General features: G+C 71.8%; 21 protein-coding genes. 19 read left to right on the forward strand and 2 right to left on the reverse strand.

Going from position 1 to position 21238, the window contains the following annotated elements; all coding sequences use genetic code 11:
• Positions 1 to 11: 11 nt before the first annotated feature.
• The 12 genes from OJ997_RS02555 to OJ997_RS02610 all read left to right on the forward strand — a co-directional run bounded on the left by OJ997_RS02555 (position 12) and on the right by OJ997_RS02610 (position 8932).
• Positions 12 to 314 carry an urease subunit gamma gene (locus OJ997_RS02555; protein WP_270023427.1) on the forward strand — a complete coding sequence of 101 codons (303 nt, stop codon included), beginning with the start codon at positions 12 to 14 and terminating at the stop codon, positions 312 to 314.
• On the forward strand, positions 311 to 598 hold the full coding sequence (locus tag OJ997_RS02560) for an urease subunit beta (protein ID WP_270023428.1): 288 nt from the start codon (positions 311 to 313) through the stop codon (positions 596 to 598). The genes OJ997_RS02555 and OJ997_RS02560 overlap by 4 nt, the downstream gene beginning before the upstream one ends.
• Positions 595 to 2259: an urease subunit alpha gene (locus tag OJ997_RS02565; protein ID WP_270023429.1), complete on the forward strand. Its 1665-nt coding sequence runs from the start codon at positions 595 to 597 to the stop codon at positions 2257 to 2259. The genes OJ997_RS02560 and OJ997_RS02565 overlap by 4 nt, the downstream gene beginning before the upstream one ends.
• Complete coding sequence (locus OJ997_RS02570; protein ID WP_270023430.1) at positions 2259 to 2858, forward strand: urease accessory protein UreF; 600 nt, start codon at positions 2259 to 2261, stop codon at positions 2856 to 2858. Before OJ997_RS02565 ends, OJ997_RS02570 begins: the two co-directional genes overlap by 1 nt.
• Positions 2848 to 3528: an urease accessory protein UreG gene (gene ureG / locus OJ997_RS02575; RefSeq protein WP_270023431.1), complete on the forward strand. Its 681-nt coding sequence runs from the start codon at positions 2848 to 2850 to the stop codon at positions 3526 to 3528. Before OJ997_RS02570 ends, ureG begins: the two co-directional genes overlap by 11 nt.
• Positions 3434 to 4129, forward strand: coding sequence for an urease accessory protein UreD (locus OJ997_RS02580; protein ID WP_270023432.1), 696 nt, complete (start codon positions 3434 to 3436; stop codon positions 4127 to 4129). The genes ureG and OJ997_RS02580 overlap by 95 nt, the downstream gene beginning before the upstream one ends.
• A gap of 2 nt (positions 4130 to 4131) precedes the next feature.
• Complete coding sequence (locus tag OJ997_RS02585) at positions 4132 to 5391, forward strand: NAD(P)/FAD-dependent oxidoreductase (RefSeq protein ID WP_270023433.1); 1260 nt, start codon at positions 4132 to 4134, stop codon at positions 5389 to 5391.
• A gap of 41 nt (positions 5392 to 5432) precedes the next feature.
• Positions 5433 to 5930, forward strand: coding sequence for an RNA polymerase sigma factor (locus OJ997_RS02590; RefSeq protein ID WP_270023434.1), 498 nt, complete (start codon positions 5433 to 5435; stop codon positions 5928 to 5930).
• 1 nt (position 5931) lies between these two features.
• Positions 5932 to 6696, forward strand: a complete 765-nt coding sequence (locus OJ997_RS02595) for a hypothetical protein (RefSeq protein ID WP_270023435.1) — start codon at positions 5932 to 5934, stop codon at positions 6694 to 6696.
• Positions 6697 to 6797: 101 nt separating this feature from the next.
• Positions 6798 to 7283 carry a PASTA domain-containing protein gene (locus OJ997_RS02600; protein ID WP_270023436.1) on the forward strand — a complete coding sequence of 162 codons (486 nt, stop codon included), beginning with the start codon at positions 6798 to 6800 and terminating at the stop codon, positions 7281 to 7283.
• A complete protein-coding gene (locus tag OJ997_RS02605; RefSeq protein ID WP_270023437.1) occupies positions 7280 to 8050 on the forward strand; it encodes an Ltp family lipoprotein in 771 nt (256 codons plus the stop codon). Before OJ997_RS02600 ends, OJ997_RS02605 begins: the two co-directional genes overlap by 4 nt.
• Positions 8051 to 8089: 39 nt before the next feature.
• Positions 8090 to 8932, forward strand: a complete 843-nt coding sequence (locus tag OJ997_RS02610) for an alpha/beta fold hydrolase (RefSeq protein ID WP_270023438.1) — start codon at positions 8090 to 8092, stop codon at positions 8930 to 8932.
• Here OJ997_RS02610 and OJ997_RS02615 read toward each other — a convergent pair.
• Together OJ997_RS02615 and gltB are read right to left on the reverse strand one after the other, a co-directional pair.
• A complete protein-coding gene (locus OJ997_RS02615; protein ID WP_270023439.1) occupies positions 8929 to 10314 on the reverse strand; it encodes a glutamate synthase subunit beta in 1386 nt (461 codons plus the stop codon). The genes OJ997_RS02610 and OJ997_RS02615 overlap by 4 nt on opposite strands.
• A 2-nt stretch (positions 10315 to 10316) precedes the next feature.
• Positions 10317 to 14630 carry a glutamate synthase large subunit gene (gltB, locus tag OJ997_RS02620; protein WP_272599258.1) on the reverse strand — a complete coding sequence of 1438 codons (4314 nt, stop codon included), beginning with the start codon at positions 14628 to 14630 and terminating at the stop codon, positions 10317 to 10319.
• Here gltB and OJ997_RS02625 point away from each other — a divergent pair.
• From OJ997_RS02625 to OJ997_RS02655, 7 genes are read left to right on the forward strand one after another with little or no spacing between them, the layout of a single operon-like run.
• Positions 14613 to 15812 carry a YlbE family protein gene (locus tag OJ997_RS02625; protein WP_270023441.1) on the forward strand — a complete coding sequence of 400 codons (1200 nt, stop codon included), beginning with the start codon at positions 14613 to 14615 and terminating at the stop codon, positions 15810 to 15812. The genes gltB and OJ997_RS02625 overlap by 18 nt on opposite strands.
• On the forward strand, positions 15799 to 16446 hold the full coding sequence (locus OJ997_RS02630) for a GntR family transcriptional regulator (protein ID WP_270023442.1): 648 nt from the start codon (positions 15799 to 15801) through the stop codon (positions 16444 to 16446). Before OJ997_RS02625 ends, OJ997_RS02630 begins: the two co-directional genes overlap by 14 nt.
• A complete protein-coding gene (locus OJ997_RS02635; RefSeq protein ID WP_270023443.1) occupies positions 16443 to 17852 on the forward strand; it encodes an amidase in 1410 nt (469 codons plus the stop codon). The genes OJ997_RS02630 and OJ997_RS02635 overlap by 4 nt, the downstream gene beginning before the upstream one ends.
• A complete protein-coding gene (locus tag OJ997_RS02640) occupies positions 17852 to 18523 on the forward strand; it encodes a cysteine hydrolase family protein (RefSeq protein WP_270023444.1) in 672 nt (223 codons plus the stop codon). Before OJ997_RS02635 ends, OJ997_RS02640 begins: the two co-directional genes overlap by 1 nt.
• Positions 18520 to 20112 carry a hypothetical protein gene (locus tag OJ997_RS02645; RefSeq protein WP_270023445.1) on the forward strand — a complete coding sequence of 531 codons (1593 nt, stop codon included), beginning with the start codon at positions 18520 to 18522 and terminating at the stop codon, positions 20110 to 20112. Before OJ997_RS02640 ends, OJ997_RS02645 begins: the two co-directional genes overlap by 4 nt.
• Positions 20113 to 20165: 53 nt before the next feature.
• Positions 20166 to 20717 carry a hypothetical protein gene (locus OJ997_RS02650; protein WP_270023446.1) on the forward strand — a complete coding sequence of 184 codons (552 nt, stop codon included), beginning with the start codon at positions 20166 to 20168 and terminating at the stop codon, positions 20715 to 20717.
• On the forward strand, positions 20714 to 21160 hold the full coding sequence (locus OJ997_RS02655) for a hypothetical protein (protein WP_270023447.1): 447 nt from the start codon (positions 20714 to 20716) through the stop codon (positions 21158 to 21160). Before OJ997_RS02650 ends, OJ997_RS02655 begins: the two co-directional genes overlap by 4 nt.
• Positions 21161 to 21238 lie beyond the last annotated feature (78 nt).

Here is a 21238-nt window from a genome sequence, read left to right on the forward strand (position 1 = left end):
GTGGCGCGAGCATGCTGCTGACGCCTTCAGACCAGGCCAAGCTGCTGCTCGCCGTCGCGGGGATGGTCGCCCGGGATCGCCTGGAGCGCGGGGTGAAGCTCAACCAGCCGGAGGCGGTGGCACTGCTCTCGTGCTGGGTGATCGAGCGGGCGCGCGAGGGGCGCGCCGTCGCGGACCTGATGAGCGAGGGGCGCTCGGTGCTCGCGCGCGATCAGGTCATGGAGGGCGTGCCCGAGCTCGTGAGCGAGGTGCAGGTGGAGGCGACGTTCCCGGACGGGCGCAAGCTCGTGACGCTGCACGAGCCGATCACATGATCCCCGGCGAGCTGATCGTGGGTCCCGGCGAGCTCGAGCTCAACGCGGGGCGCGAGACGAAGACGCTCCGGGTGATGAACGTGGGCGACCGGCCGATCCAGGTCGGCTCGCACTTCGAGTTCTCCTCCACGAACAGCGCGTTGTCGTTCGATCGCGAGGCGGCGTACGGGTTCCGGCTGGACGTGCCCGCGGGGACGTCGGTGCGCTTCGAGCCGGGTGCGGAGCGCGACGTGGACCTGGTGGCGCTCGGCGGGTTGAAGACCGTGCGGGGGCTGCAGCGATGAGGATCTCGCGGGAGCGCTACGCCGCGCTGTATGGGCCGACCGTCGGCGATCGCGTGCGGCTCGCGGACACCGACCTCTGGCTCGAGGTCGAAGAGGACCGCTGCGTCGGCGGCGACGAGGCCGTGTTCGGCGGCGGCAAGACGATTCGCGAGTCCATGCTGCAGGGCATCGGACAGGGCCCGGACGTGGTCATCACCAACGTCGTCGTGCTCGATCACTGGGGCGTCGTCAAGTGCGACGTCGCGATCAAGAGCGGGCGGATCGCGGCGCTGGGGAAGGCCGGCAACCCGGACGTGATGGACGGGGTCGACATCGAGATCGGGCCGACGACCGAGATCATCGCCGGCGAAGGGCGGATCCTGACGGCGGGCGGGATCGACTCGCACGTGCACTTCATCTGCCCGCAGATCGTCGACGAGGCGGTCTCGGCGGGCATGACGACGCTGATCGGCGGCGGTACCGGCCCGGCCGAGGGCACGCGCGCCACGACGTGCACGCCTTCCCCGTGGCAGATCCGCGAGATGCTGCTCGCGCTCGACGAGTACCCCGTGAACGTGCTGCTGCTGGGCAAGGGGAACACGGTCAGCGAGGCCGGGCTGCGCGCGCAGGCGGCGGCCGGGGTCGGCGGCTTCAAGCTGCACGAGGACTGGGGCACGACGCCCGCGGCGATCGACACGTGCCTGCGGATCGCGGCCGAGACCGGCGTGCAGGCGGCGATCCACACCGACACCTTGAACGAGGCCGGCTACGTGCAGTCGACGCTCGACGCGATCGCCGGCCGTTCGATCCACGCCTACCACACGGAGGGCGCGGGCGGCGGCCACGCGCCGGACATCATCACCGTCGCCGGGCAGCCGAACGTCATCCCGGGCTCCACGAACCCGACCCGCCCGCACACGGTCAACACCGTCGACGAGCACCTCGACATGCTGATCGTCTGCCACCACCTGAACCCGCGGATCCCCGAGGACCTCGCGTTCGCGGAGTCGCGCATCCGGGGCACGACGATCGCGGCGGAGGACCTGCTGCACGACCTGGGCGCGATCTCGATCATCGGCAGCGACTCACAGGCGATGGGTCGCGTCGGCGAGACGATCATCCGCACCTGGCAGACCGCGCACGTGATGGCCGGCAAGCGCGGCGGCGCATCGAACGAACGCCTGAAGCGCTACGTCGCCAAGTACACGATCTGCCCGGCGATTGCTCACGGGATCGACGACCAGGTCGGCTCGGTCGAGGTCGGCAAGCTGGCGGACCTGGTGCTGTGGGACCCCGCGTACTTCGCGATCCGCCCGCGGCTGGTGTTGAAGGGCGGCGTGATCGCCTACGCGCCGATGGGCGACGCGAACGCCTCGATCCCGACGCCGCAGCCCGTCCTGATGCAGCCGATGTTCGCGGGGCGCGGGCGGTTGGCGGGACGTCGCTCGCTCGCGTTCGTCTCGCCTCTGGCCGTCGAGGGCTTGGCCGATCTCGGGCTGGAGGCGGGCGTGGTCGCGGTCAAGGACACGCGCGCCGTGATGAAGGCGGACATGCCGCTCAACGACGCCTGCCCCGACATCCGCGTCGAGCCGGACACCTTCAAGGTCTGGGTCGACGGCGAGGAGATCGTGCCGGACCCCGCCGCCGAGCTGCCGCTGGCGCAGCGCTACTCGCTGTTCTGATGGACCCGCTGACGCTGCTGCTGGCCGACTCGCGGTTCCCGTCGGGCTCGTACGCGCACTCGCTGGGCCTCGAGCAGGCGGTCAACGACGGGCTCCGGGACGTGCCCGCGTTCATCCGCGCCCGGCAACGGCATGTCGCTTCGGCCGACGCGCGCTTCGCCGTTGAGGCGAGAAGAGGGAACGTTCTCGAGGATGAGTGGTACGCCCGCACACCCAGTCCTGTACTGAGGGAGTCGGCACAACGACTCGGGTCTCAACTGCTGCGCTCGGCAGCGAAGATCTGGGACGTCCCGGTGGCTCGGATGCCCCGTCCACTGGCTCTGGGTGTGGTGGCCGCGGCGGCCGGCGTGTCGGACGAGGACACGGCGCTGCTCGCGCTCTACGACGACGCCGCCACGGTCGCCAGCGCGGCGCTCAAGCTGCTGCCGCTCGACCCTGCCGTCACGGCGCGCTGGCTCGCGGACCTCGCGCCGGACCTGGCGCGCGTCGCCCAAGCGATCGCGCACGACGACGGGCCGTTGCCGTCGCCGGCCGCCGTCGCGATCGAGCTTTCCGCCCCCATCCACCTCGAGCAGAGGGAGCGCCTCTTTGCCAGTTGAACGTGCGTTGCGGATCGGCGTCGGCGGTCCCGTCGGCTCCGGCAAGTCCAGCCTGATCGCCGCGCTGTGCGGCGCGCTGGCCGGTGAGGCCCGGCTCGGCGTCGTGACCAACGACATCTACACGACCGAGGACGCGGAGTTCCTGCGCTCCACGGGCGTGCTCCCGGAGGAGCGCATCACGGCGGTGCAGACCGGCGGCTGCCCGCACACCGCGATCCGCGACGACATCTCCGCCAACCTGGAGGCGGTCGAGGAGCTGGAGGCCGCGACCGGTCCGCTGGACCTCGTGTTCGTCGAGAGCGGCGGCGACAACCTGACCGCGATCTTCTCGCCCGCCCTCGCCGACGTGCAGATCTTCGTCATCGACGTCGCCGGCGGGGACGACATCCCGCGCAAGGGCGGCCCCGGCATCGCGCGCGCCGACCTGCTCGTGATCAACAAGACCGACCTCGCGCCGTACGTCGGCGCCGACGACGCGAAGATGGTGCGAGAGGCGTCCGAGCGCCGCGGCTCACTGCCCGTCGCTCCGACCTCGCTGCGCACCGAAGGCGCCGACCAGGTCGCCGGCTGGGTCCGTGCCCAGCTCGCGGCCTTCCGCGCCCACGGCCACCTCCACTCGTCCATGGAAGGCGTGCCCGATCACCACCACGACCACGATCACGTCCACTGAGACGGGCTTCACGACGCTGCGGCGCGGGGAGCGGATCGCGCCGCGCGTCCTCGCCCCGGGGCGGATCACGCTGCTGCGCTCCCAGGCGGGGCCGCTCGCGGGCGATCACGACCGGGTCGAGATCGTCGTCGAGTCGGGGACGCTGACGGTCGAGCCGATCGCGGCGAGCATCGCGCTGCCCGGGAGAGAGCCGACGCTCCTCGAGCTCGACGTCACGGTCGGGCCCGGCGCGCACCTGCACCTTCAGGACGCGCCGCTCGTGGTGGCCGAGGGCGCCGACGTCACCCGCACGACGACGATCCGGCTCGCCCCGGGCGCGACCGCGACCGTCATCGACGTGATCATCCTCGGGCGTGCCGGCGAAGGTCCGGGGCGGCTGCGCTCGCTCCTGCGCGCCGACGGCCCGGACGGCGTGATCCTCCACGACGTCTTCCACGTGGAGCCGGCCAGCTGGGTCGAGGACGCGTACGTCGCGCTCGCTCCCGGGCACCGCGCGCTCGCCACCGTGGCGAGGTTCGGGGAGCCCGGCAACCTGCACGGGCTCGGAAATCTGGAGCGTCACTCGGCGGCCTCGGCGGCCGACCTGGGCGTATCGTCCTGAGCATGGACGTCCTGATCGCCGGCGGCGGGATCGCCGGACTCGAGGCGCTGCTCGGCCTCCGCGAGGTGGCCGGAGAACGCGTGCGCCTGACCCTGGTGGCTCCCGATCCTGACTTCACCTACCGGCCGATGGCCGTCGCCGAGCCGTTCGCGGTCGGCCAGGCCAAGCGGGTGCCGTTGACCGAGATCGCCGCGGGCGCGGAGATCATCACCGACGCCGTGGTCGGGGTCGACGACGCCGCCGGCCAGGTGCGCCTCGAAGGCGGTGGCACGCGTGCGTTCGACGCGCTGCTGATCGCGGCGGGCGCGCACGCCATCGAGGGCGTCGAGGGCGCCACCACGTGGTGGCCCGGCGGCGACTCGGAGGCCTTCGGCGGCCTGCTCCGGGACGTCGAGGAGGGCTACTCGAAGCGCCTGGCGATCGTCATCCCGCCCGGTGCAGTGTGGCCGCTCCCCGCCTACGAGCTCGCGATCATGACCGCCGGCGAAGCGCGTGAGCAGGGCCACGACGACGTGCGGATCACGGTCGTCACGCCGGAGCGCACGCCGCTGTCGATCTTCGGGCCGGACGTGAGCACCGCGGTCGCCGAGGAGCTCGAGCGGGCGGGCGTGCAGCTGATCACCGGCGCCGTCGCGACCCGTGCCGAGGGCGGCGGGCTGACCCTCCAGCCCAGCGGCGACCGGCTCGACGTGCAGCGCGTGGTCGCGATCCCGCGCCTGATCGGGCCGGCGATCGAAGGTCTCGCGGCCGACGACGAAGGCTTCCTGCTCACCGGCGAGGACGGGCGCGTCCAGGGCACCGAGCGGGTCTGGGCGGCCGGCGACGGCATCGACTCCCCGGTGAAGTTCGGCGGGCTCGCGACGCACCAGGCGCGCGTCGCGATCGCCGGCATCGCGAAGCTGGCGGGCGTCGAGGACGACCTGGACCCGGGCGAGGCGGTGCTCGAAGGGCGGCTGCTGCTCGGGAGCCGGCAGACCCGCCGCCTGCACGGCGCCGGCGACCACGACGGCGCGCCGCTGTGGTGGCCGCAGGGCAAGGTCTCGGGCTCCTTCCTCCCGCGCTGGCTGGCCGAGCACGACTTCGCGCCGCCGGCCTCCGCCGTGCCCGCGCCGGACGAGGGCATCGAGGTGCGCCGCCCGGTGCGCGCGCTCGCCGAGGAGGCGCAGCAGCTGTTCGACATCCGCCGGCAGTACCGGATCGCCGACCCGGACATCGCGGCGCTGGGGCGGCGGATGCGCGCGCTCCAATCGCGACCGCGCTGATCACCATGTAAGGCGTGGCGTCGTCGCGACAGAGAGGGGGTGTGAGCGATCCGCAAGCGTTCCGCGCGATCTACGAGACCCATCACGCCGCCGTCTGCGCGTACTTCGCGCGCCGGGCACCGCGGGATGAGGTCGAGGATCTCGCGGCCGAGACCTTCGTCGTCGCGTGGCGCAAGCTGCCGCGGCGGCTCGAGCACCCGCTCCCGTGGCTGTACGCCGTGGCCGGCAAGGTGCTCTCCAACCACCGCCGCAAGGCGAACCGCCGCGGCGCCTTCGCGCCGGACCCGGCCACGGGCGACCCCGCGGAGCGCTTCAGCAGCGACCGCGGCCTCGCCACCGCGTTCGCCGAGCTGAGCGAGCGCGAACGCGAGGCGATCCGCCTCGTCGCCTGGGAAGGCCTGTCCACGGAGGACGCTGCCCGCGCCGCGGGCTGCAGCCGGGCCACGTTCTCCGTCCGCTTCTCCCGCGCCCGCTCGAAGCTCGCACAGCACCTCGACCCGCCACCCGTTGCCACGTATGCCGTCCCGGAGAGGATCTGACATGGACCCCGTGCTCGATCGCGTCCGTGCCGCGAACCCCGTCTCCGAGGACGAGTTCGCCGGCCTGACCGACTTCACCGCCCTGGAGCTCGCCCCGCGCAAGCGCCGCCGCCGCTTCCTCGCCGTGCCCGCTCTGGGCGCCGTGATCGCCGCGCTCGTCGTGCTCCCCAACTCCGCCCCGCAGGCGAGCGAGGTGCTCAAGCACGCCGTGAACGCGGTCGCCGTCGATGACGGCGGCATCCTCTACGCCCGCTCGAAGGCGACCTGGGGCCCCACCGGCGAGGCGCCGGGCGGCGTCAGCGCCCGCCAGGTGTGGGTGCAGGGCGACACCGCCATGCGCTGGCTCGAGGACGGTGGCGACGAGGAGGTCTTCCGCAAGGGCGAGGGCACCACGCGCCGCGCCGCCGACGGCACCGTCAAGACCGAGGCCGACGTAACGATGGTCCCGACCGAGGTCTTCCGCGCGAGCGGCCTGCTCCGCAAGGCCCAGAACGGCACCCAGATCAAGCTCGACGAGGACGAGCTCGACGGCCGCGACGTCTACGTGCTGCGCTGGAACGAGCCCTCCGGCCCGCCGCACTTCCCGAAGATCGAGATGACCATGTGGATCGACAAGGACAGCTACGCCCCGCTGCGCTTCGTCGACCACTCGCTCGGCAAGGACGTCGAGGGCAAGCCGTTCGACCACACCTACACCGAGGACATCCTGGAGTTCAAGACGCTCCCGGACACGCCGGAGAACCGGCGGCTGCTCACGATGCACTAGGCGAACTGCGAGAGTCTACTTTGTCCTATACCTTTAGCGATATGTAATCCCTGTGCTTGCCTTAGGCTCCGCGCGTCCGAGACGTAGTGAGGAGTTCAGGGATGGGGATCCGGTTCAGGGCCTGCGCAATCGCGCTGGTCGTCGTTGGAATGACAGGTTGCGGCGGCGCGTCGTCGGCCGACAGCGAGAAGATCGCCGAGCTCGAGAAGCGGGTCGAGGCGGCTGAGAGTCAGGCAGCCGCCGCCGAAGCGGAGACCGAGACGCCCGCGGACACCAAGGCCGACGCGGAGACGGAACCCGTCGTCGAAGAGGCGGTCGAGAACGACTCCACCGAGGAAGAGCCCTCGGACGGCAGTGGCGACTGCATCAGAGTGCCGAACGTCGTGGGCAAGGACCATCAGCTTGCTCAGGACACGATGCAGGCCGCTGGCCTGTACGTGCTCGCCGAACGGGACGCCAGCGGCCAGGGCCGGATGCTGCTGCTGGATCGCAACTGGACCACGGTCAAACAGCGTCCGAAGGCCGGCAAGTGCGTCTCCGAGGACACCGAGATCCTGCTCTCAGCCGTCAAGGACGACGAGCGATGAGCTGGGTGAAGTGGGGCCTGGCCGCGCTGATCTGCCTCGCCGTCATCGGGGCCGTGTTCGGCGAGGACGAGACACCCGACGAGACGGGAGCCGCGGCCGTGGCCGCGGCGACCAGCACCAGCGCTCCGGAACCCGTGGCGACGGAGACCGCGACGCCAGCACCAACACCAACGCCCAAGCCGGAAGTCAGCATCACCGTCACGGGTCCGTCCACCGCGCGAAGCGACAATGTCACGCTCAGGGGCACGGTCGATCCGGCCAATGCGCGTATCCGCATCAAGGGGCGGTCCGTCAAGGTTCGCCGCGGCAAGTGGACTGTCCCGGTCACGCTGACGAAGCGCGGCAAGAACACGTTCCGTGTCGTGGCGACCCGCAAGGGCTTCGTCAAGGCCACCGAGACCGCCGTCGTCACTCGCAAGCTGTCAGCCGCCGAGAAGGCCGCGATCCGTCGAGAGAAGGTCCAGCGGCGCGCGAACCGGAGAGCGTTGGAGTCGGCGGAGAGCTATCTCGAGACGTCGGGGTTCTCCAAGCAGGGCCTCTACGAGCAGCTGTCGTCCGAATACGGATCCGGCTTCACGCAGGCCGAGGCGCAGTACGCGGTGGATCACGTGGACGTCGACTGGAACAAGGAGGCCGTCGAGGCGGCCGAGAGCTATCTCGACACCATGCCGATGTCCCGGCAGGCGTTGATCGATCAGCTGACTTCCGAGTACGGATCCGGCTTCACCTACGAGCAGGCGGTCCACGCGGTGGACAAGGTCTACTAACGAGGCGGCCCGAGAACCGGCGTTCAGTAGCGTTTCCGCATGGGCTCAATCAGGGTTGGTACGCAGAACTCGACCGACATCGTCCTCAACTATGAGGACCAGGGCTCCGGGCAGCCCGTCGTCCTGATCCACGGCTACCCGCTCGATGGGTTCAGCTGGGAGAAGCAGACCGTCGCGTTGCTCGATGCCGGCTACCGCGTCATCACCTATGACCGGCGCGGGTTCGGTGGCTCTTCCAAGGTGGCCGGCGGCTACGACTACGACACGTTCGCGGCCGACCTGAACGCGCTGCTGACGGAGCTCGACCTGAGCGACGTGATCCTGGTCGGCTTCTCGATGGGCACCGGCGAGCTGGCCCGGTACGTCGGCAAGTACGGCGGCGACCGGGTCGCGAAGCTGGCGTTCCTGGCCTCGCTGGAGCCGTTCCTGCTCAAGACCGACGACAACCCGGACGGCGTCCCGAAGGACGTGTTCGACGGCATCGTCGATGCCGCGAAGAGCGACCGCTACGCGTGGTTCACGAACTTCTACAAGGACTTCTACAACCTCGACGAGAACCTCGGGAGCCGGATCTCCGAGGAGGTCGTGACCGCGAGTTGGAACACCGCCACCCGCAGCGCGCCGGTCGCCGCGTACGCCGTCGTGCCGTCCTGGCTCGAGGACTTCCGCGACGACGTGACCGCGGTGGCGGCAGCGGGCAAGCCGACGCTCATCCTGCACGGCACCGGCGACCGGATCCTGCCGATCGACGTGACCGCGCGACGGTTCGCCAAGCTCGTGCCTGACGCGAAGTACGTCGAGGTCGAGGGCGCGCCGCACGGCCTGCTGTGGACGCACACGGACGAGGTGAACGCGGCGCTGCTGGAGTTCGTGGGCGCCTAGCTCGCGCTGAGATAGCGCTGGACGGCGCGTGAGCAGCCGCGGCCTTCCGCGATCGCCGTGACGATCAGCGACTGGCCGCGGCGCGCGTCGCCCGCCGCGAACACGCCGTCGACGTTGGTGGCGTAGTCGGTGGTCTCGATCCCGCGCGCGATGCCGGTCACGCCCAGCGCCTCCGGCAGCTCGCGCTCGGGGCCGGTGAAGCCGATCGCGATCAGCACGAGGTCCGCGGGCAGCTCCAGGGTCTCGCCGGTCGGCGTGAAGTCGGGCGGATCGCTCACGTGGTCACCGATCAAGGCGGCCACGTGGCCGTCGCCGGTGAACGCGGTGGCGTTGAAGGAGGAGCGACGCGTCCCGCCCTCGTCGAGCGCGTAGGTCGACCACATGCGCTTCGGGAAGTCCGGCCACTGGGCAAGCTCGCGGTACTTCTTGCCGGCGGGCGGCGGGTAGATGTCGAGCTGCGTGACGGAGCGCGCGCCCTCTCGATGCGCGCTCGCCACGCAGTCTGCGGCCGTGTCGCCGCCGCCGATCACGACCACGTGCTTGCCGGCGGCGGTGATCGTCGGCTGCGCGATCCTCGCCACGTCGCGGTTGCGCTGGACGAGGTAGGACATCGCCGTGTGGATGCCGGGAAGGTCGTGGCCGGGCAGGTCGATCCCGCGCTCGATCCGCGAGCCGGTCGCCAGCACGACCGCGTCGTGGCGGGCGCGCAGCTCGTCCACGGACAGCGTGCCGCCGACGTCGCAGCCGTAGACGAACTCGATCCCGGCCTCCTCGAGCAGCGCGACGCGCCGGTCGATGATCCACTTCTCGAGCTTGAAGTCCGGCACGCCGAGGCGGATCAGGCCGCCCGGGCCCTCGTCGCGTTCGTAGACGACGACGCGGTGGCCGAGCACGTTGAGCTCCTCGGCCGCGGCCAGCCCCGCTGGGCCCGAACCGACCACGCCCACGCTCCACGGCGAGCGCCCGATCGGCGTCTTCGGTCGCACCCAGCCCTCGCGGAACCCGCGCTGGATGATCCCCCACTCGAGCTGCTTGATCATCACCGGGTCGTCGTTGATCGCCAGCACGCACGCGGCCTCGCACGGCGCCGGGCAGATCAGCCCGGTGAACTCCGGGAAGTTGTTGGTCTCGTGCAGGCGCTCGAGCGCGAGCTCCCACTCGTCGCGACGGACGAGGTCGTTCCACTCCGGGATGAGGTTGCCGAGCGGGCAGCCGTTGTGGCAGAACGGCACGCCGCAGTCCATGCAGCGCCGGCCCTGGTCGCGCAGCTGCTCGGCCTTGAGCGTGAGGAAGATCTCGTGGTGGTCCTTGGTCCGCGTGCGCGGGTCGCGCTCCGGCGGCTCGATCCGCTCGACCTCGAGGAACCCGCGTGGGTCAGCCATGCTCAGGCGGCCTCCGCCAAGGGCACGTCACGCCGCAGCGCCCGCTTGTACTCGTGCGGGATGACCTTGACGAGCCGGCGGTAGTCGACCCGCACGGTCGAGCCCGTGCGCCCGATGTGCTCGTCGACGAGCGCGTGCACGATCCGCACGTCGTCGTCGTCCAGCGGCTCCAGCCCGACCAGCGTCCGGTTGCACCGCGCCGGGTCCAGGTCCAGCACGTAGGCGATCCCGCCGCTCATGCCCGCCGCGAAGTTGCGGCCCGTCGGGCCGAGCACGACCACGTGGCCGCCGGTCATGTACTCGCAGCCGTGGTCGCCGCAGCCCTCGACGACGGCGTCGGCCCCGGAGTTGCGCACCGCGAACCGCTCACCCGCCATCCCGCGGAAGAACGCGCGGCCCGAAGTCGCCCCGTAGAGCGTCGTGTTGCCTGCGACCACGTCGCCGTCGGCGACGCCGTGGACCGTGATCACGCCGCCGGACAGCCCCTTCCCGGCGTAGTCGTTGACGTCGCCGATCACCGTCAGGTCGACGCCCGGCGCGAGCCACGCGCCGAAGCTCTGTCCGGCCGAGCCGCGGAACGTCACGCGCACGTCGGCCTCGATCCCGCGCCGCACGATCTCGCCGGACAGCAGCCCACCGACCGTGCGGTCGCGGTTGGTGATCGCGTACTCGCCGCGCACGACCGGGAGCTGCTCGACGAGCTCATAGTCCAGCGGCGCCTCCAGGTCGATCGTCACCGGACGGGAGCGCCGGTCGCCGTCGCCGCCCCGCCCGAGCAGCGGCGTCACGTCGAGCCCGGTCGCCTTCCAGTGGTCCAGCCGGTCCACGCGCAGCAGGTCCACGCGCCCGACCAGGTCCTTGAAGCGCGCGATCCCGAGCGAAGCCATGATCACGCGCACGTCCTCAGCCAGCAGCGTGAAGAAGCGCACGACGTGCTCGGGCTTGCCGGCGAACCGCTCGCGCAGCTCGGGATCCTGCGTCGCGATCCCCACCGGGCACGTGTTCAGGTGGCAGACGCGCATCATGATGCAGCCGAGCACCACCAACGGCGCCGTCGAGGCCCCGATCTCCTCGGCGCCGAGCAGGGCAGCGATCACGACGTCGCGCCCCGTGCGCATGCCGCCGTCGGCCTGCAGCACCACCCGCGAGCGCAGCCCGTTGCGCACCAGCGTCTGCTGCGTCTCCGCCAACCCGAGCTCCCACGGCACGCCCGCGTGCATGAGCGACGACTGCGGCGAGGCGCCGGTGCCGCCGTCGAACCCCGCGATCACGATGTGGTCGGCGTGCGCCTTCACGACGCCCGCCGCGACCGTCCCCACGCCCGCCTCGGCGGCGAGCTTGACGGAGATCCGGGCGCGCGGGTTGGCACAGCGCAGGTCGTGGATGAGCTGCTTGAGGTCCTCGATCGAGTAGATGTCGTGGTGCGGCGGCGGTGAGATGAGCTCCACGCCGGGCGTCGCGTACCGCAGCCGGCCGATGTTGGCGTCGACCTTGTGGCCGGGGAGCTGGCCGCCCTCGCCGGGCTTGGCGCCCTGGGAGACCTTGATCTGCAGCTCGTCGGCGTTGACGAGGTAGTCGATCGTCACGCCGAAGCGCGCGCTCGCCACCTGCTTGATCGAGGAGCGCCGGTTGTCGTGGAAGCGCGCCGGGTCCTCGCCGCCCTCGCCCGTGTTCGAGCGCCCGCCGACCGCGTTCATGGCGACCGCCAGCGACTCGTGCGCCTCCGGCGAGATCGACCCGAGCGACATCGCGCCGGTCGCGAAGCGCTTCATGATCTCGGTCGCCGGCTCGACGTTGTCCAGGTCGATCGGGTCCGTCTCGCGGAACGCCAGCTGCCCGCGCAGGGAGCCGTGGCGCGCGGCGTCGTCGGCGGCCTCGACGTAGCGCCGCCATTCGCCGCGCTGCAGCGCGGCGATCGTGTCCGGGTTCCAGCCGTGGCGCTCACCGCCGCGCCGCCAGCGGTAGAGCCCGCCGCCGGGCAGGGAGGAGCGCGCGTGACGCTCGAGCACCTCGCGCGCGAGCCCGCGCAGGCCGATCCCGCCGAGCTTGGACGGCGTGCCCGCGAAGTGGCGGTCGATCAGCTCCGGCGCGAGCCCGATCGCCTCGAACACCTGGGCGCCGCGGTACGCGGAGACGGTCGAGACGCCCATCTTCGACATCACCTTGCGCAGGCCCGGGCTCAGCGCGGGGACGATCCCGTCGCCCGCGAGCCAGCCATGGACGGCGTCGGCGCCGTAGCCGATGAGGCAGGCGAAGTGGTGCACCTCGCGCGGCTCGCCCGAGTCGATCACGAGGGAAGCGCGGGTGCGCAGGCCCGCCCGCACGAGCTCGTGGTGGACCGCCGCGGTGGCCAGCAGGGCGGGCACCGGCGCGCGCTTGGCACCCACGTTGCGGTCGCCGATGACGAGCAGCTCCGCGCCTGCCGACACCGCCTTGACGGCCTCGCCGATCAGGCGCTCGACCGCCGCCTCGAGCCCGGCTTCCCCGAGCGAGGTCGGGAAGGTCGCGTCCAGCGGCACCCACGCCAGCGGCGACGAGCACACGCGGTCGAGGTCCTCGCCGGTCAGGATCGGGGTGTCCAACCGGAGCCGGCGCGCGGTGCCCGGCCCGTCGTCGAGCAGGTCCGGGCCGCACCCGAGCCACGTCGTCAGGCTCATCACCAGGTCTTCCCGCAGCGAGTCGATCGCGGGGTTGGTGACCTGGGCGAAGCGCTGCTTGAAGTAGCTGAACAGCGACGGCGACTGGTCGCTGAGCGCGGGCAGCGCGGCGTCGGCGCCCATCGAGCCGGTCGGCTCCTTGCCCGCCGCGGCCATCGGCCCGATGATCACGTCGAGGTCCTCGCGGGTGTAGCCGAACGCGGGCGCCACGCCACCGGGCGGCAGCGGCCGCGTGGTGGTCACCGCGACGTCCTCGAGCCGGATCGTCGCCTCGTCGGCCCACTGCCCGTACGGCTTGCGCGACGCGATCTCGCACTCCACCTCGCGGTCGGCGAGCACCAGCCCGCGCTCGAGGTCGACGATCCACAGCGCGCCCGGCTTCAGCCGCCCGCGCTTGACCACCCGCGCGGGATCGACCGGCATCGCGCCCGTCTCGCTCGCCAGCACGACCCAGCCGTCGTCCGTCTGCAGCCAGCGGCCCGGGCGGAGCCCGTTGCGGTCCAGCTTCGCGCCGAGGATCTTCCCGTCGGAGAACGTGATCGAGGCCGGCCCGTCCCACGGCTCCATGCGCTGCTCGTGGTAGGCGTAGAAGCCGCGCAGGCTCTCGGGCAGGTCGTCGCGGCCCTCCCAGGCCTCGGGCACGAGCATCATCACCGCGTGCGCGAGCGGGCGGCCCGCGAGCACGAGCAGCTCGAGCACGGCGTCGAAGCTCGCGGAGTCGGACGCGCCGCTCGGGATCACCGGCCGCACCTCGGCGAACTCGCCCAGGCCGTGCTCGCGCGCCCGCATCCAGTTCACGTTCCCGCGCAGGGTGTTGATCTCGCCGTTGTGGGCGACGAAGCGGAACGGGTGCGCGAGCGGCCAGCTCGGGAAGGTGTTCGTCGAGAAGCGCGAGTGGACGATCGCCAGCGCGCTGGCGAACCGCGGGTCGCACAGGTCGCGGTAGAAGCGTGGGAGCTGCGGCGCGCCGAGCATCCCCTTCAGGACCATCGTCTTCGACGAGAAGCTCGTGAAGTACACGGCGTCGCCCAGGCCGCGCTCGGCCCGGCGGCGGATCCCGTACAGCGCGCGCTCGAAGTGCCCCTCACCGTGGCCGACGATCAGCTGGCGGATGACCGGCATCGTCGGCCGCGCGCCCGAGCCGGGCACGCGCTCGTCCACGGGCACGTCGCGCCAGCCGAGCACGCGCTGGCCGCCGTCGACGACCAACCGCTCGATCACGCTCTCGGCCGCCTCGCGCCGGTCGTCCTCGCGCGGGAGCATGCACACGGCGACCGCGTACTCGCCCGCGGCCGGCAGGGCGAAGTCCAGCTCCGCGCGCAGGAACGCGTCGGGGATCTGGGTCAGGATGCCGGCGCCGTCGCCGGTCTCGGCGTCCGCGCCCTCGGCACCCCGGTGCTCCAGGTTGTCCAGGGTGTCGATCGCGCGACTGATCGTCTCGTGCGCCGGCTGCCCGTCAAGGCGCGCCAGGCACGCGACGCCACAGCCGTCGTGCTCGAAGGCAGGGTCATAGAGGCCCACTGGCTGAGCGTACGGGCGGACCGGACCCCCTCCCTCGGACACACGGTCCAGCGTTGGCGCGCGCGGCTGTGACCGCCGGTCCGTTTTCGCAGCCCTCCGGGGTCCGTAGCTTCGCGGCCCATGAACGCAGCGCTGCATACAGAGTCGGATGCGGTGGCTCGATTGGCCGCTGCGCGGCCGATGGTGGTCGACGTCGTGCCGGCTTCCGAGATCTCCGCACACCACGCCGCCGGCGGCGTCAGCCACGCCGGGCCGCCGATCGAGCCGGAGCGGATGTGCCCGCCGATGCGGGCCGCCCTCGGCAGCGCGCTGTGGCTGGAGGGCGTCGCCGAGACGCCCGCCGCCGCACTCGCGCTCGTCGAGGACGGCGAGATCCCGCTGACGACGAACCACGACGCGGGCGGCGTCGGGCCGATGGCCGGCGTCGTGAACCCGAGCATGCCGGTCTGGGTGGCGCGCGACGAGGCGACGGGCAAGGTCGCGTGGTGTCCGTTGAACGAGGGCTCCGGTGCCGTCCTGCGCTACGGCGCCGACGGCCCGGAGGTCCTGGAGCGGCTCATCTGGATGAAGGACGTGCTCGCCCCCGAGCTGCGCCGCGCGCTCGACGGTGCGCCGCTGGACCTGTTCGACCTGCACGTGCAGTCGATCGCGCTCGGCGACGAGGCGCACCACCGCACCGAGCAGGGCACGGCGCTGACGCTCGACGCGCTCGGCATCGAGCAGCCCGAGGTGCGCGCGTTCATCGCCGGCAACGGCCAGTTCTTCCTCAACCTCGCGATGCTCTTCTCCAAGCTCGCGCTCGACTGCGCCGCGGACGTGCCCGGCTCGCCGGTCCTCACCGCGATCGCCCGCAACGGCGTCGAAGTCGGCATCCGTGTCTCGGGGCTCGGCGACCAGTGGTTCGTCGGCCCCGCCGCGCTGCCGGCCCCGGCGAAGCTCTTCCCCGGCTACACGCCCGCCGACATGAACCCCGACCTCGGCGACTCCGCGATCGTCGAGACCTACGGGTTGGGCGCGCTGGCCGTGGCGGCCTCGCCGATCTCGGCGCCGTCCGTGGGCCTGGACGTCCACGCGATCGACGCCATCGACACCGAGCTGCGGGCGATCGCGGCCGGCGAGTCGCCGGACATCCGCTTCCCGGACGGGCGCGCCGCGATCCTCGGGATCGACGCGCGCAAGGTCGCGGCGACGCGGCTCTCCCCACCCGTGCACACCGGCATCGCGCACAAGCAGCCCGGCATCGGGCAGATCGGCGGCGGCGTCACGCACCCGCCGCTGCAGGCCTTCGACCTCGCAGTGCAGGCTCTTGACGCGCGCTGACGACGTCCATCGCGAGCTCCGCGCCGCACTGCTCTCGGGCACGTTCCCCTACGGCCAGCGACTGGTCGAGGAGCAGCTCGCGGAGCGCTTCAACACGAGCCGGACGCCGGTGCGCGAGGCGCTGCGCCGGCTGGAGGGCGACGGGCACGTCGTCCGCGACCGCTCCGGCGGCGTGCGGCCGAACGCGCCGCGGGTGACCGCGACCCGCGAGCTGTACGCCGTCCGCACCGTGCTGGAGGACCTCGCCGTCCGCACGGCGGACCCCGAGAAGCTGGAGCCGCTGCAGGAGGAGTGGCTCGAGCTGCGCTCCGAGCGCGACGAGTCGCCGGACTTCGTCTACGCGGACGAGAGCTTCCACGAGGCGATCGCCCACGCCTCCGGCAACAGCGCCACCGAGCGCTACCTGCACGACATCAACGAGCGCATCCGCGTGATCCGCATCCACGACTTCACGACCGTGGACCGGATCGTGACGACCATCGAGGAGCACCTGGAGATCCTCGACGCGCTCCGGTCCGGCAAGACGGACGCCGGCGCCGCGCTGATGCGCGTGCACATCGAACGCAGTGCCGAAGTCGTCGAGCGCCGGGTGGGCGAGCTGCTCACGCGCATGTTCGAGGAGGAACGACCGTGAGCTCAGTCGCCACCAACGCCTTCGCCGCCGCCCGGGAACGGCTCGCCGCGCAGGTCATCGACCCGCCGGAATCGCGTCCGGCCTACGAGGTCTTCGGGGCACCGCCCGCGCCGCTGCCGGCGCTCGGCGGGCTGCCCTCGACCGGCGCGATCGCCGGCGCCGCGGGCGTCTCCAGCGTCGAGCTGGTCGAGGCCGCACTCGCGCGGATCGCGCAGGACGAGTGGACGGCGTTCGTGCACGTCGACGCGGAGGGCGCGCTCGCGCAGGCCCGGGCGCGGGACGCCGAGCGGCGCGCCGGCACCGTCCGCGGCCCGCTCCACGGCATCCCCGTGAGCGTCAAGGACGTCATCCACGTCGCCGGCATGCCGACGCGCTGCGGCTCCGACGCGTTCCACCAGGTGCCCGAGGTCGACGCCGCGGGCGTGGACCTGTGGCGCGCGGCCGGCGCCGTGATCCTCGGCAAGACGAGCACGCACGAGTTCGCGCTCGGGGTGACCTCCCCGCAGGCGCGCAATCCCCACGACCCCACGCGGATCCCGGGCGGGTCGAGCGGCGGGTCGGCGATCGCGGTCGCGACCGGGATGGGCCTCGCCTCGCTGGGGACCGACACCCGCGCGTCGATCCGCGTTCCCGCGGCGCTGTGCGGCGTGGTGGGGTTGAAGCCGACCTACGGCACCGTGCCCACGCGCGGCATCGTCCCGCTCTCGTGGACGATGGACCACGCCGCGGTGATGGCGTCCGGCGTGGAAGACGCGGCGCTCGCGCTCGACGCGCTCCGGCCCGACGCGCCCGCGATCGCTCCGGCGGTGGGCGCACGCGTGAACCACCTGCGCGTGGGCCTGGCGACCGCCGCCTGGGAAGGCGCCGAGGCCGTGGTCGAAGCGGCCGTGGCGCGCCAGATCGACAAGTTGACCGGGCTCGTGGCGTCTGTGCGCGAGACCGACCGTCCCACCGCCGCCGACTTCGGCGGCGCCAACGCGATGGGGTTGCTCGTCTCGCGCTGCGAGGCCGCGACCTTCCACCGCGCCGCCGGGCTGGACCGCTCGCTGTACTGGGCGGAGGTCCGTGACCAGCTGGACGCCGCGGACGGCGTTCCCGCCACGGACTACATCGACGCGCAGCGCTACCGCGCCGCGCTGAGGGAGGAGATGCTCGCGGTCCTGCGTGAGCACCACGTGCTCGTTATGCCGACGGCGCCCGTCCTGGCGCCGGTGGTCGAGCGAGCCGACGAGTACCTCACGATCCTGTCGCGCAACGCGATCCTCTGGAGCTTCGTCGGGTTCCCGGCGATCTCCGTGCCGTGCCCCACCGAAGGGTTGCCGGTCGGCCTGCAGCTGGTGGCGGGTCCCGGCGGGGAAGCACTGCTGATCGCGCTCGCGGCGGCCCTCACGAAAGAAGGCGGCTGATGACCACGCTTGTGCCCGCGAAGCCGGGCCCGTTCGCGTTCGATGTGGAGACCACGGCGCTCGTCGTGATCGACATGCAACGCGACTTCCTCGAACCGGGCGGCTTCGGGTCGGCGCTCGGCAACGACGTCTCGTTGCTGTCCGCCGCCGTCGAGCCGCTGCAGCGCGTGCTTGCCGCCGCGCGTGAGCTCGGGATGACGATCATCCACACGCGCGAGGGCCACCGGCCCGACATGAGCGACTGCCCGCCGGCCAAGTACGCGCGCGGTGAGTTCATCGGGACCGACTCGCCCAAGGGCCGGATCCTGATCCGCGGCGAGTACGGGCACGACATCGTCGACGAGCTCGCGCCTCTGCCGGGCGAGATCGTGCTCGACAAGCCCGGCAAGGGCTCCTTCTACGCCACCGACCTCGAACTGATCCTGCGCAACGGTGGGATCACGTCGCTGATCGTCACCGGCGTCACCACCGAGGTCTGCGTGCACACGACCGTGCGCGAGGCCAACGACCGCGGGTTCGAGTGTCTCGTCTTGAGCGACTGCTGCGGTTCCTACTTCCCCGAGTTCCACGAGGTCGCGCTGCGGATGATCTCCGCCCAGGGCGGGATCTTCGGCTGGGTGGGCTCATCGTCGGACCTTCTGTCCTCCCTCCCCGTCGGAGCCCGCGCATGACCCTCCCGTTCTGGACCCGAGGCGACCTGAACGCCTTCTTCGGGCTCGGCATCAACATGCTCGTCAACGTGCTGGTGCTCGCCGGCCTGTGCATCGGCGTCGTCAACATCGCGCCCGACGACGTCTACGGCATCATCCTGCCGGCGCTCGGCATCGAGCTGTTGGTCGGCAACATCTTCTACTTCTACCTCGCGCGGCGGCTGGCGATGAAGGAGAAGCGCGCGGACGTGACGGCGCTGCCGTACGGGCCGAGCGTGCCGCACATGTTCATCGTGACGCTGGTGATCATGCTGCCGACGTACCTGGCGACCCAGGACGCCGTCGCCGCCTGGACCGCCGGCCTCGCCTGGGCCTTCATCATCGGCTGCATCATCTTGATCGGCGCGTTCGTCGGGCCGACGATCCGCCATCTGACGCCGCGCGCGGCCATGCTCGGCACGCTCGCCGGCATCTCGCTCGCGTTCATCTCGATGCGGCCGGGCGCGCAGATGTGGGGCGCGCTGTGGATCGCGCTGCCCGTCTTCATGATCATCATCGCCGGGTTCATCGCGGGCGTGCGGCTGCCGGGGAACTTCCCGATCGGCCTGGCCGCGCTGCTCGTCGGCTGCGCGATCGGCTGGATCGGCGGCTACATGGAGCCCGCCGCGGTCACCGACTCCGTCGAGGCGATCGCGATCGGCATCCCGTCGCTGAACGTCGACCTGCTGTTCGACGGGCTCGAGGGCATCTCGCCGCTGCTCGCAACTGCGATCCCGTTGGGCATCTACAACTTCACCGAGGCGATGAGCAACGTGGAGTCGGCCGCCGCGGCGGGCGACAACTACAACCTGCGCCACGTGCTGCTGGCCGACGGCACCGGTGCCGTCGTCGGCGCCGCGCTGGGCTCGCCGTTCCCTCCCGCCGTGTACATCGGGCATCCCGGCTGGAAGGCCGCCGGCGGACGCATCTCCTACTCGCTGGCGTCCGGCGTGCTGATCTTCGCGCTCTGCGCCTTCGGGCTCTTCCCGCTGCTCGCCGCGCTGCTGCCGATCCCGGCGATCGTGCCGATCCTGCTCTTCATCGGTCTCGTGATCGGCTCGCAGGCGTTCGTCGCGGTGCCCAAGGCGCACTACGCGGCGGTGGTGCTGGCGGCGATCCCGTCCTTGGCGCAATGGGGCTCGGGGATGGTCCACGACGCGCTGCTGGCCGCCGGGACGAGCGTGCAGGAGGTCGGGGTCGACGCGCTGGCCGCGGGCGGCGTGTTGTACGGCGGACTGGCGACGATCGGCGCCGGATCGGTGCTCGTCGGCATGATCCTGGGCACGATCGCGGTGTTCGTGATCGACCGGCGGTTCATCCACGCGGCGGCGGCGTGCGGGGTCGGCGGCGTGCTGACGCTCGTCGGCTTGATCCACTCCGAGGAGGTCCACGTCTTCTCGAACCCGCGGATCGCGCTCGGCTACGGGCTCGCGGGTCTGGTCTGCCTGGCCTACTCGCTGCTCAAGCTCCCGCCGCGTGAGCCGGACATCACCGACCCGATGGACATGGAGGTCGCGGCCGAGCAGAACCGGTTCGTGCGCGAGGAGGAAAGGGTGGCTGTCCCCGCCTGAAGACTGGGGCTGTCCCCAAGTGACTTTCGAGGTAGGAGCGGTACCTTGGCTCTATGAGCACCGCCGCGCTCCTCGACACCGTTTCGGGGCCTAAGCCCAGCCGCAAGGAACGCGCGGCCAAGACCGTCAACGCGGCCCTGCGCGGGGGTGTCCTCGCCGGGGCCGTGGCCGCGATCGCGTGGCTGCTCGCCGTCGCGCTCAGCGGCACCGTGTTCTTCCTGCTGATCATCGCGACCGTGATCGCGCTCGTCTACACGGTCGTGGCCGGCGACAAGGCCCGCATGGGTCTCTGGGGCCTGTTGGCGATCGCCTGGGCCCTGATCATCGCTCAACGCTGGGCGGTCAACGACAACGGCGGCATCATCGTCGCCGGCGCCGCCTGGATCGGCGTCGTCATGGGCGCCCGCCGCGCCGGCATCGCCAAGAAGTCGATGGCGCTGCTGGCCTACCCGCTCCTCTCGCTGGCCGTCGTTATCGCCGCGAACGAGAGCGTCCGCGAGCCCTGGGGCATGGACTGGCTCTGGGTCCTCGCCGTGCTGGGCCCGGTCCTCGGCGCCCGCACCCTCCTGAACCCCTCACCTCGGGACCACAAGCCCACGCCATGAAGCTCATCGTCAACTACCGCCTCGACCCCACGGTCGCGGCGGCGCTCCTCCCTGCCCATTTCCGGCCGCGCCTCGTGAGCGGCCACGCCGTCGCCGGCCTCCTGCTGGACGACGAGAAGACCGAGTACCGATTGGCCGTCGAGTCCGGCGCCTACCTGCTCAACAGCGAGTCCGGCCCGCTGCTCTCCGAAGAGCTCTCCCGCCAGGTCTACGCGTCCTTCCGAGGCGAGGAGACGGTCGACGTCTCGGTCCGCCCGGCGCACGCCTGGCGTTCGGACCTGTTCGGCGACGCCCACGCCGCGGCGCGCTTCGCGGGCATGATCGCGGCGGTTCCGGTCCGCATCGACTGGGTGCGGTCGACGTACTTCGCGCGCCTGGGCGGGACGGCCGACTGCGCCCTGCTCGTCCCGGACGTGCCGATGTCAATGGACCTGGCCGCCTGAACGTCAACGGCCGAGCACACCCGCTGCCGCCGCGTTCCCCGTTCGTATGGGGAAGCCGAAACCGCCCGCGGGTGTGAT

This window comes from Solirubrobacter phytolaccae, assembly GCF_027587195.1.
GTDB lineage: Bacteria > Actinomycetota > Thermoleophilia > Solirubrobacterales > Solirubrobacteraceae > Solirubrobacter > Solirubrobacter phytolaccae.

What these genes read in the sequence shown, in the direction of transcription:
- OJ997_RS02555 (WP_270023427.1), top strand. Translation starts at nt 12, where the DNA reads ATGCTGCTGACGCCTTCAGACCAGGCCAAGCTGCTGCTCGCCGTCGCG.
- OJ997_RS02560 (WP_270023428.1), top strand. Translation starts at nt 311, where the DNA reads ATGATCCCCGGCGAGCTGATCGTGGGTCCCGGCGAGCTCGAGCTCAAC.
- OJ997_RS02565 (WP_270023429.1), top strand. Translation starts at nt 595, where the DNA reads ATGAGGATCTCGCGGGAGCGCTACGCCGCGCTGTATGGGCCGACCGTC.
- OJ997_RS02570 (WP_270023430.1), top strand. Translation starts at nt 2,259, where the DNA reads ATGGACCCGCTGACGCTGCTGCTGGCCGACTCGCGGTTCCCGTCGGGC.
- OJ997_RS02585 (WP_270023433.1), top strand. Translation starts at nt 4,132, where the DNA reads ATGGACGTCCTGATCGCCGGCGGCGGGATCGCCGGACTCGAGGCGCTG.
- OJ997_RS02595 (WP_270023435.1), top strand. Translation starts at nt 5,932, where the DNA reads ATGGACCCCGTGCTCGATCGCGTCCGTGCCGCGAACCCCGTCTCCGAG.
- OJ997_RS02600 (WP_270023436.1), top strand. Translation starts at nt 6,798, where the DNA reads ATGGGGATCCGGTTCAGGGCCTGCGCAATCGCGCTGGTCGTCGTTGGA.
- OJ997_RS02605 (WP_270023437.1), top strand. Translation starts at nt 7,280, where the DNA reads ATGAGCTGGGTGAAGTGGGGCCTGGCCGCGCTGATCTGCCTCGCCGTC.
- OJ997_RS02610 (WP_270023438.1), top strand. Translation starts at nt 8,090, where the DNA reads ATGGGCTCAATCAGGGTTGGTACGCAGAACTCGACCGACATCGTCCTC.
- OJ997_RS02615 (WP_270023439.1), bottom strand. Translation starts at nt 10,314, where the DNA reads ATGGCTGACCCACGCGGGTTCCTCGAGGTCGAGCGGATCGAGCCGCCG.
- OJ997_RS02625 (WP_270023441.1), top strand. Translation starts at nt 14,613, where the DNA reads ATGAACGCAGCGCTGCATACAGAGTCGGATGCGGTGGCTCGATTGGCC.
- gltB (WP_272599258.1), bottom strand. Translation starts at nt 14,630, where the DNA reads ATGCAGCGCTGCGTTCATGGGCCGCGAAGCTACGGACCCCGGAGGGCT.
- OJ997_RS02640 (WP_270023444.1), top strand. Translation starts at nt 17,852, where the DNA reads ATGACCACGCTTGTGCCCGCGAAGCCGGGCCCGTTCGCGTTCGATGTG.
- OJ997_RS02645 (WP_270023445.1), top strand. Translation starts at nt 18,520, where the DNA reads ATGACCCTCCCGTTCTGGACCCGAGGCGACCTGAACGCCTTCTTCGGG.
- OJ997_RS02650 (WP_270023446.1), top strand. Translation starts at nt 20,166, where the DNA reads ATGAGCACCGCCGCGCTCCTCGACACCGTTTCGGGGCCTAAGCCCAGC.
- OJ997_RS02655 (WP_270023447.1), top strand. Translation starts at nt 20,714, where the DNA reads ATGAAGCTCATCGTCAACTACCGCCTCGACCCCACGGTCGCGGCGGCG.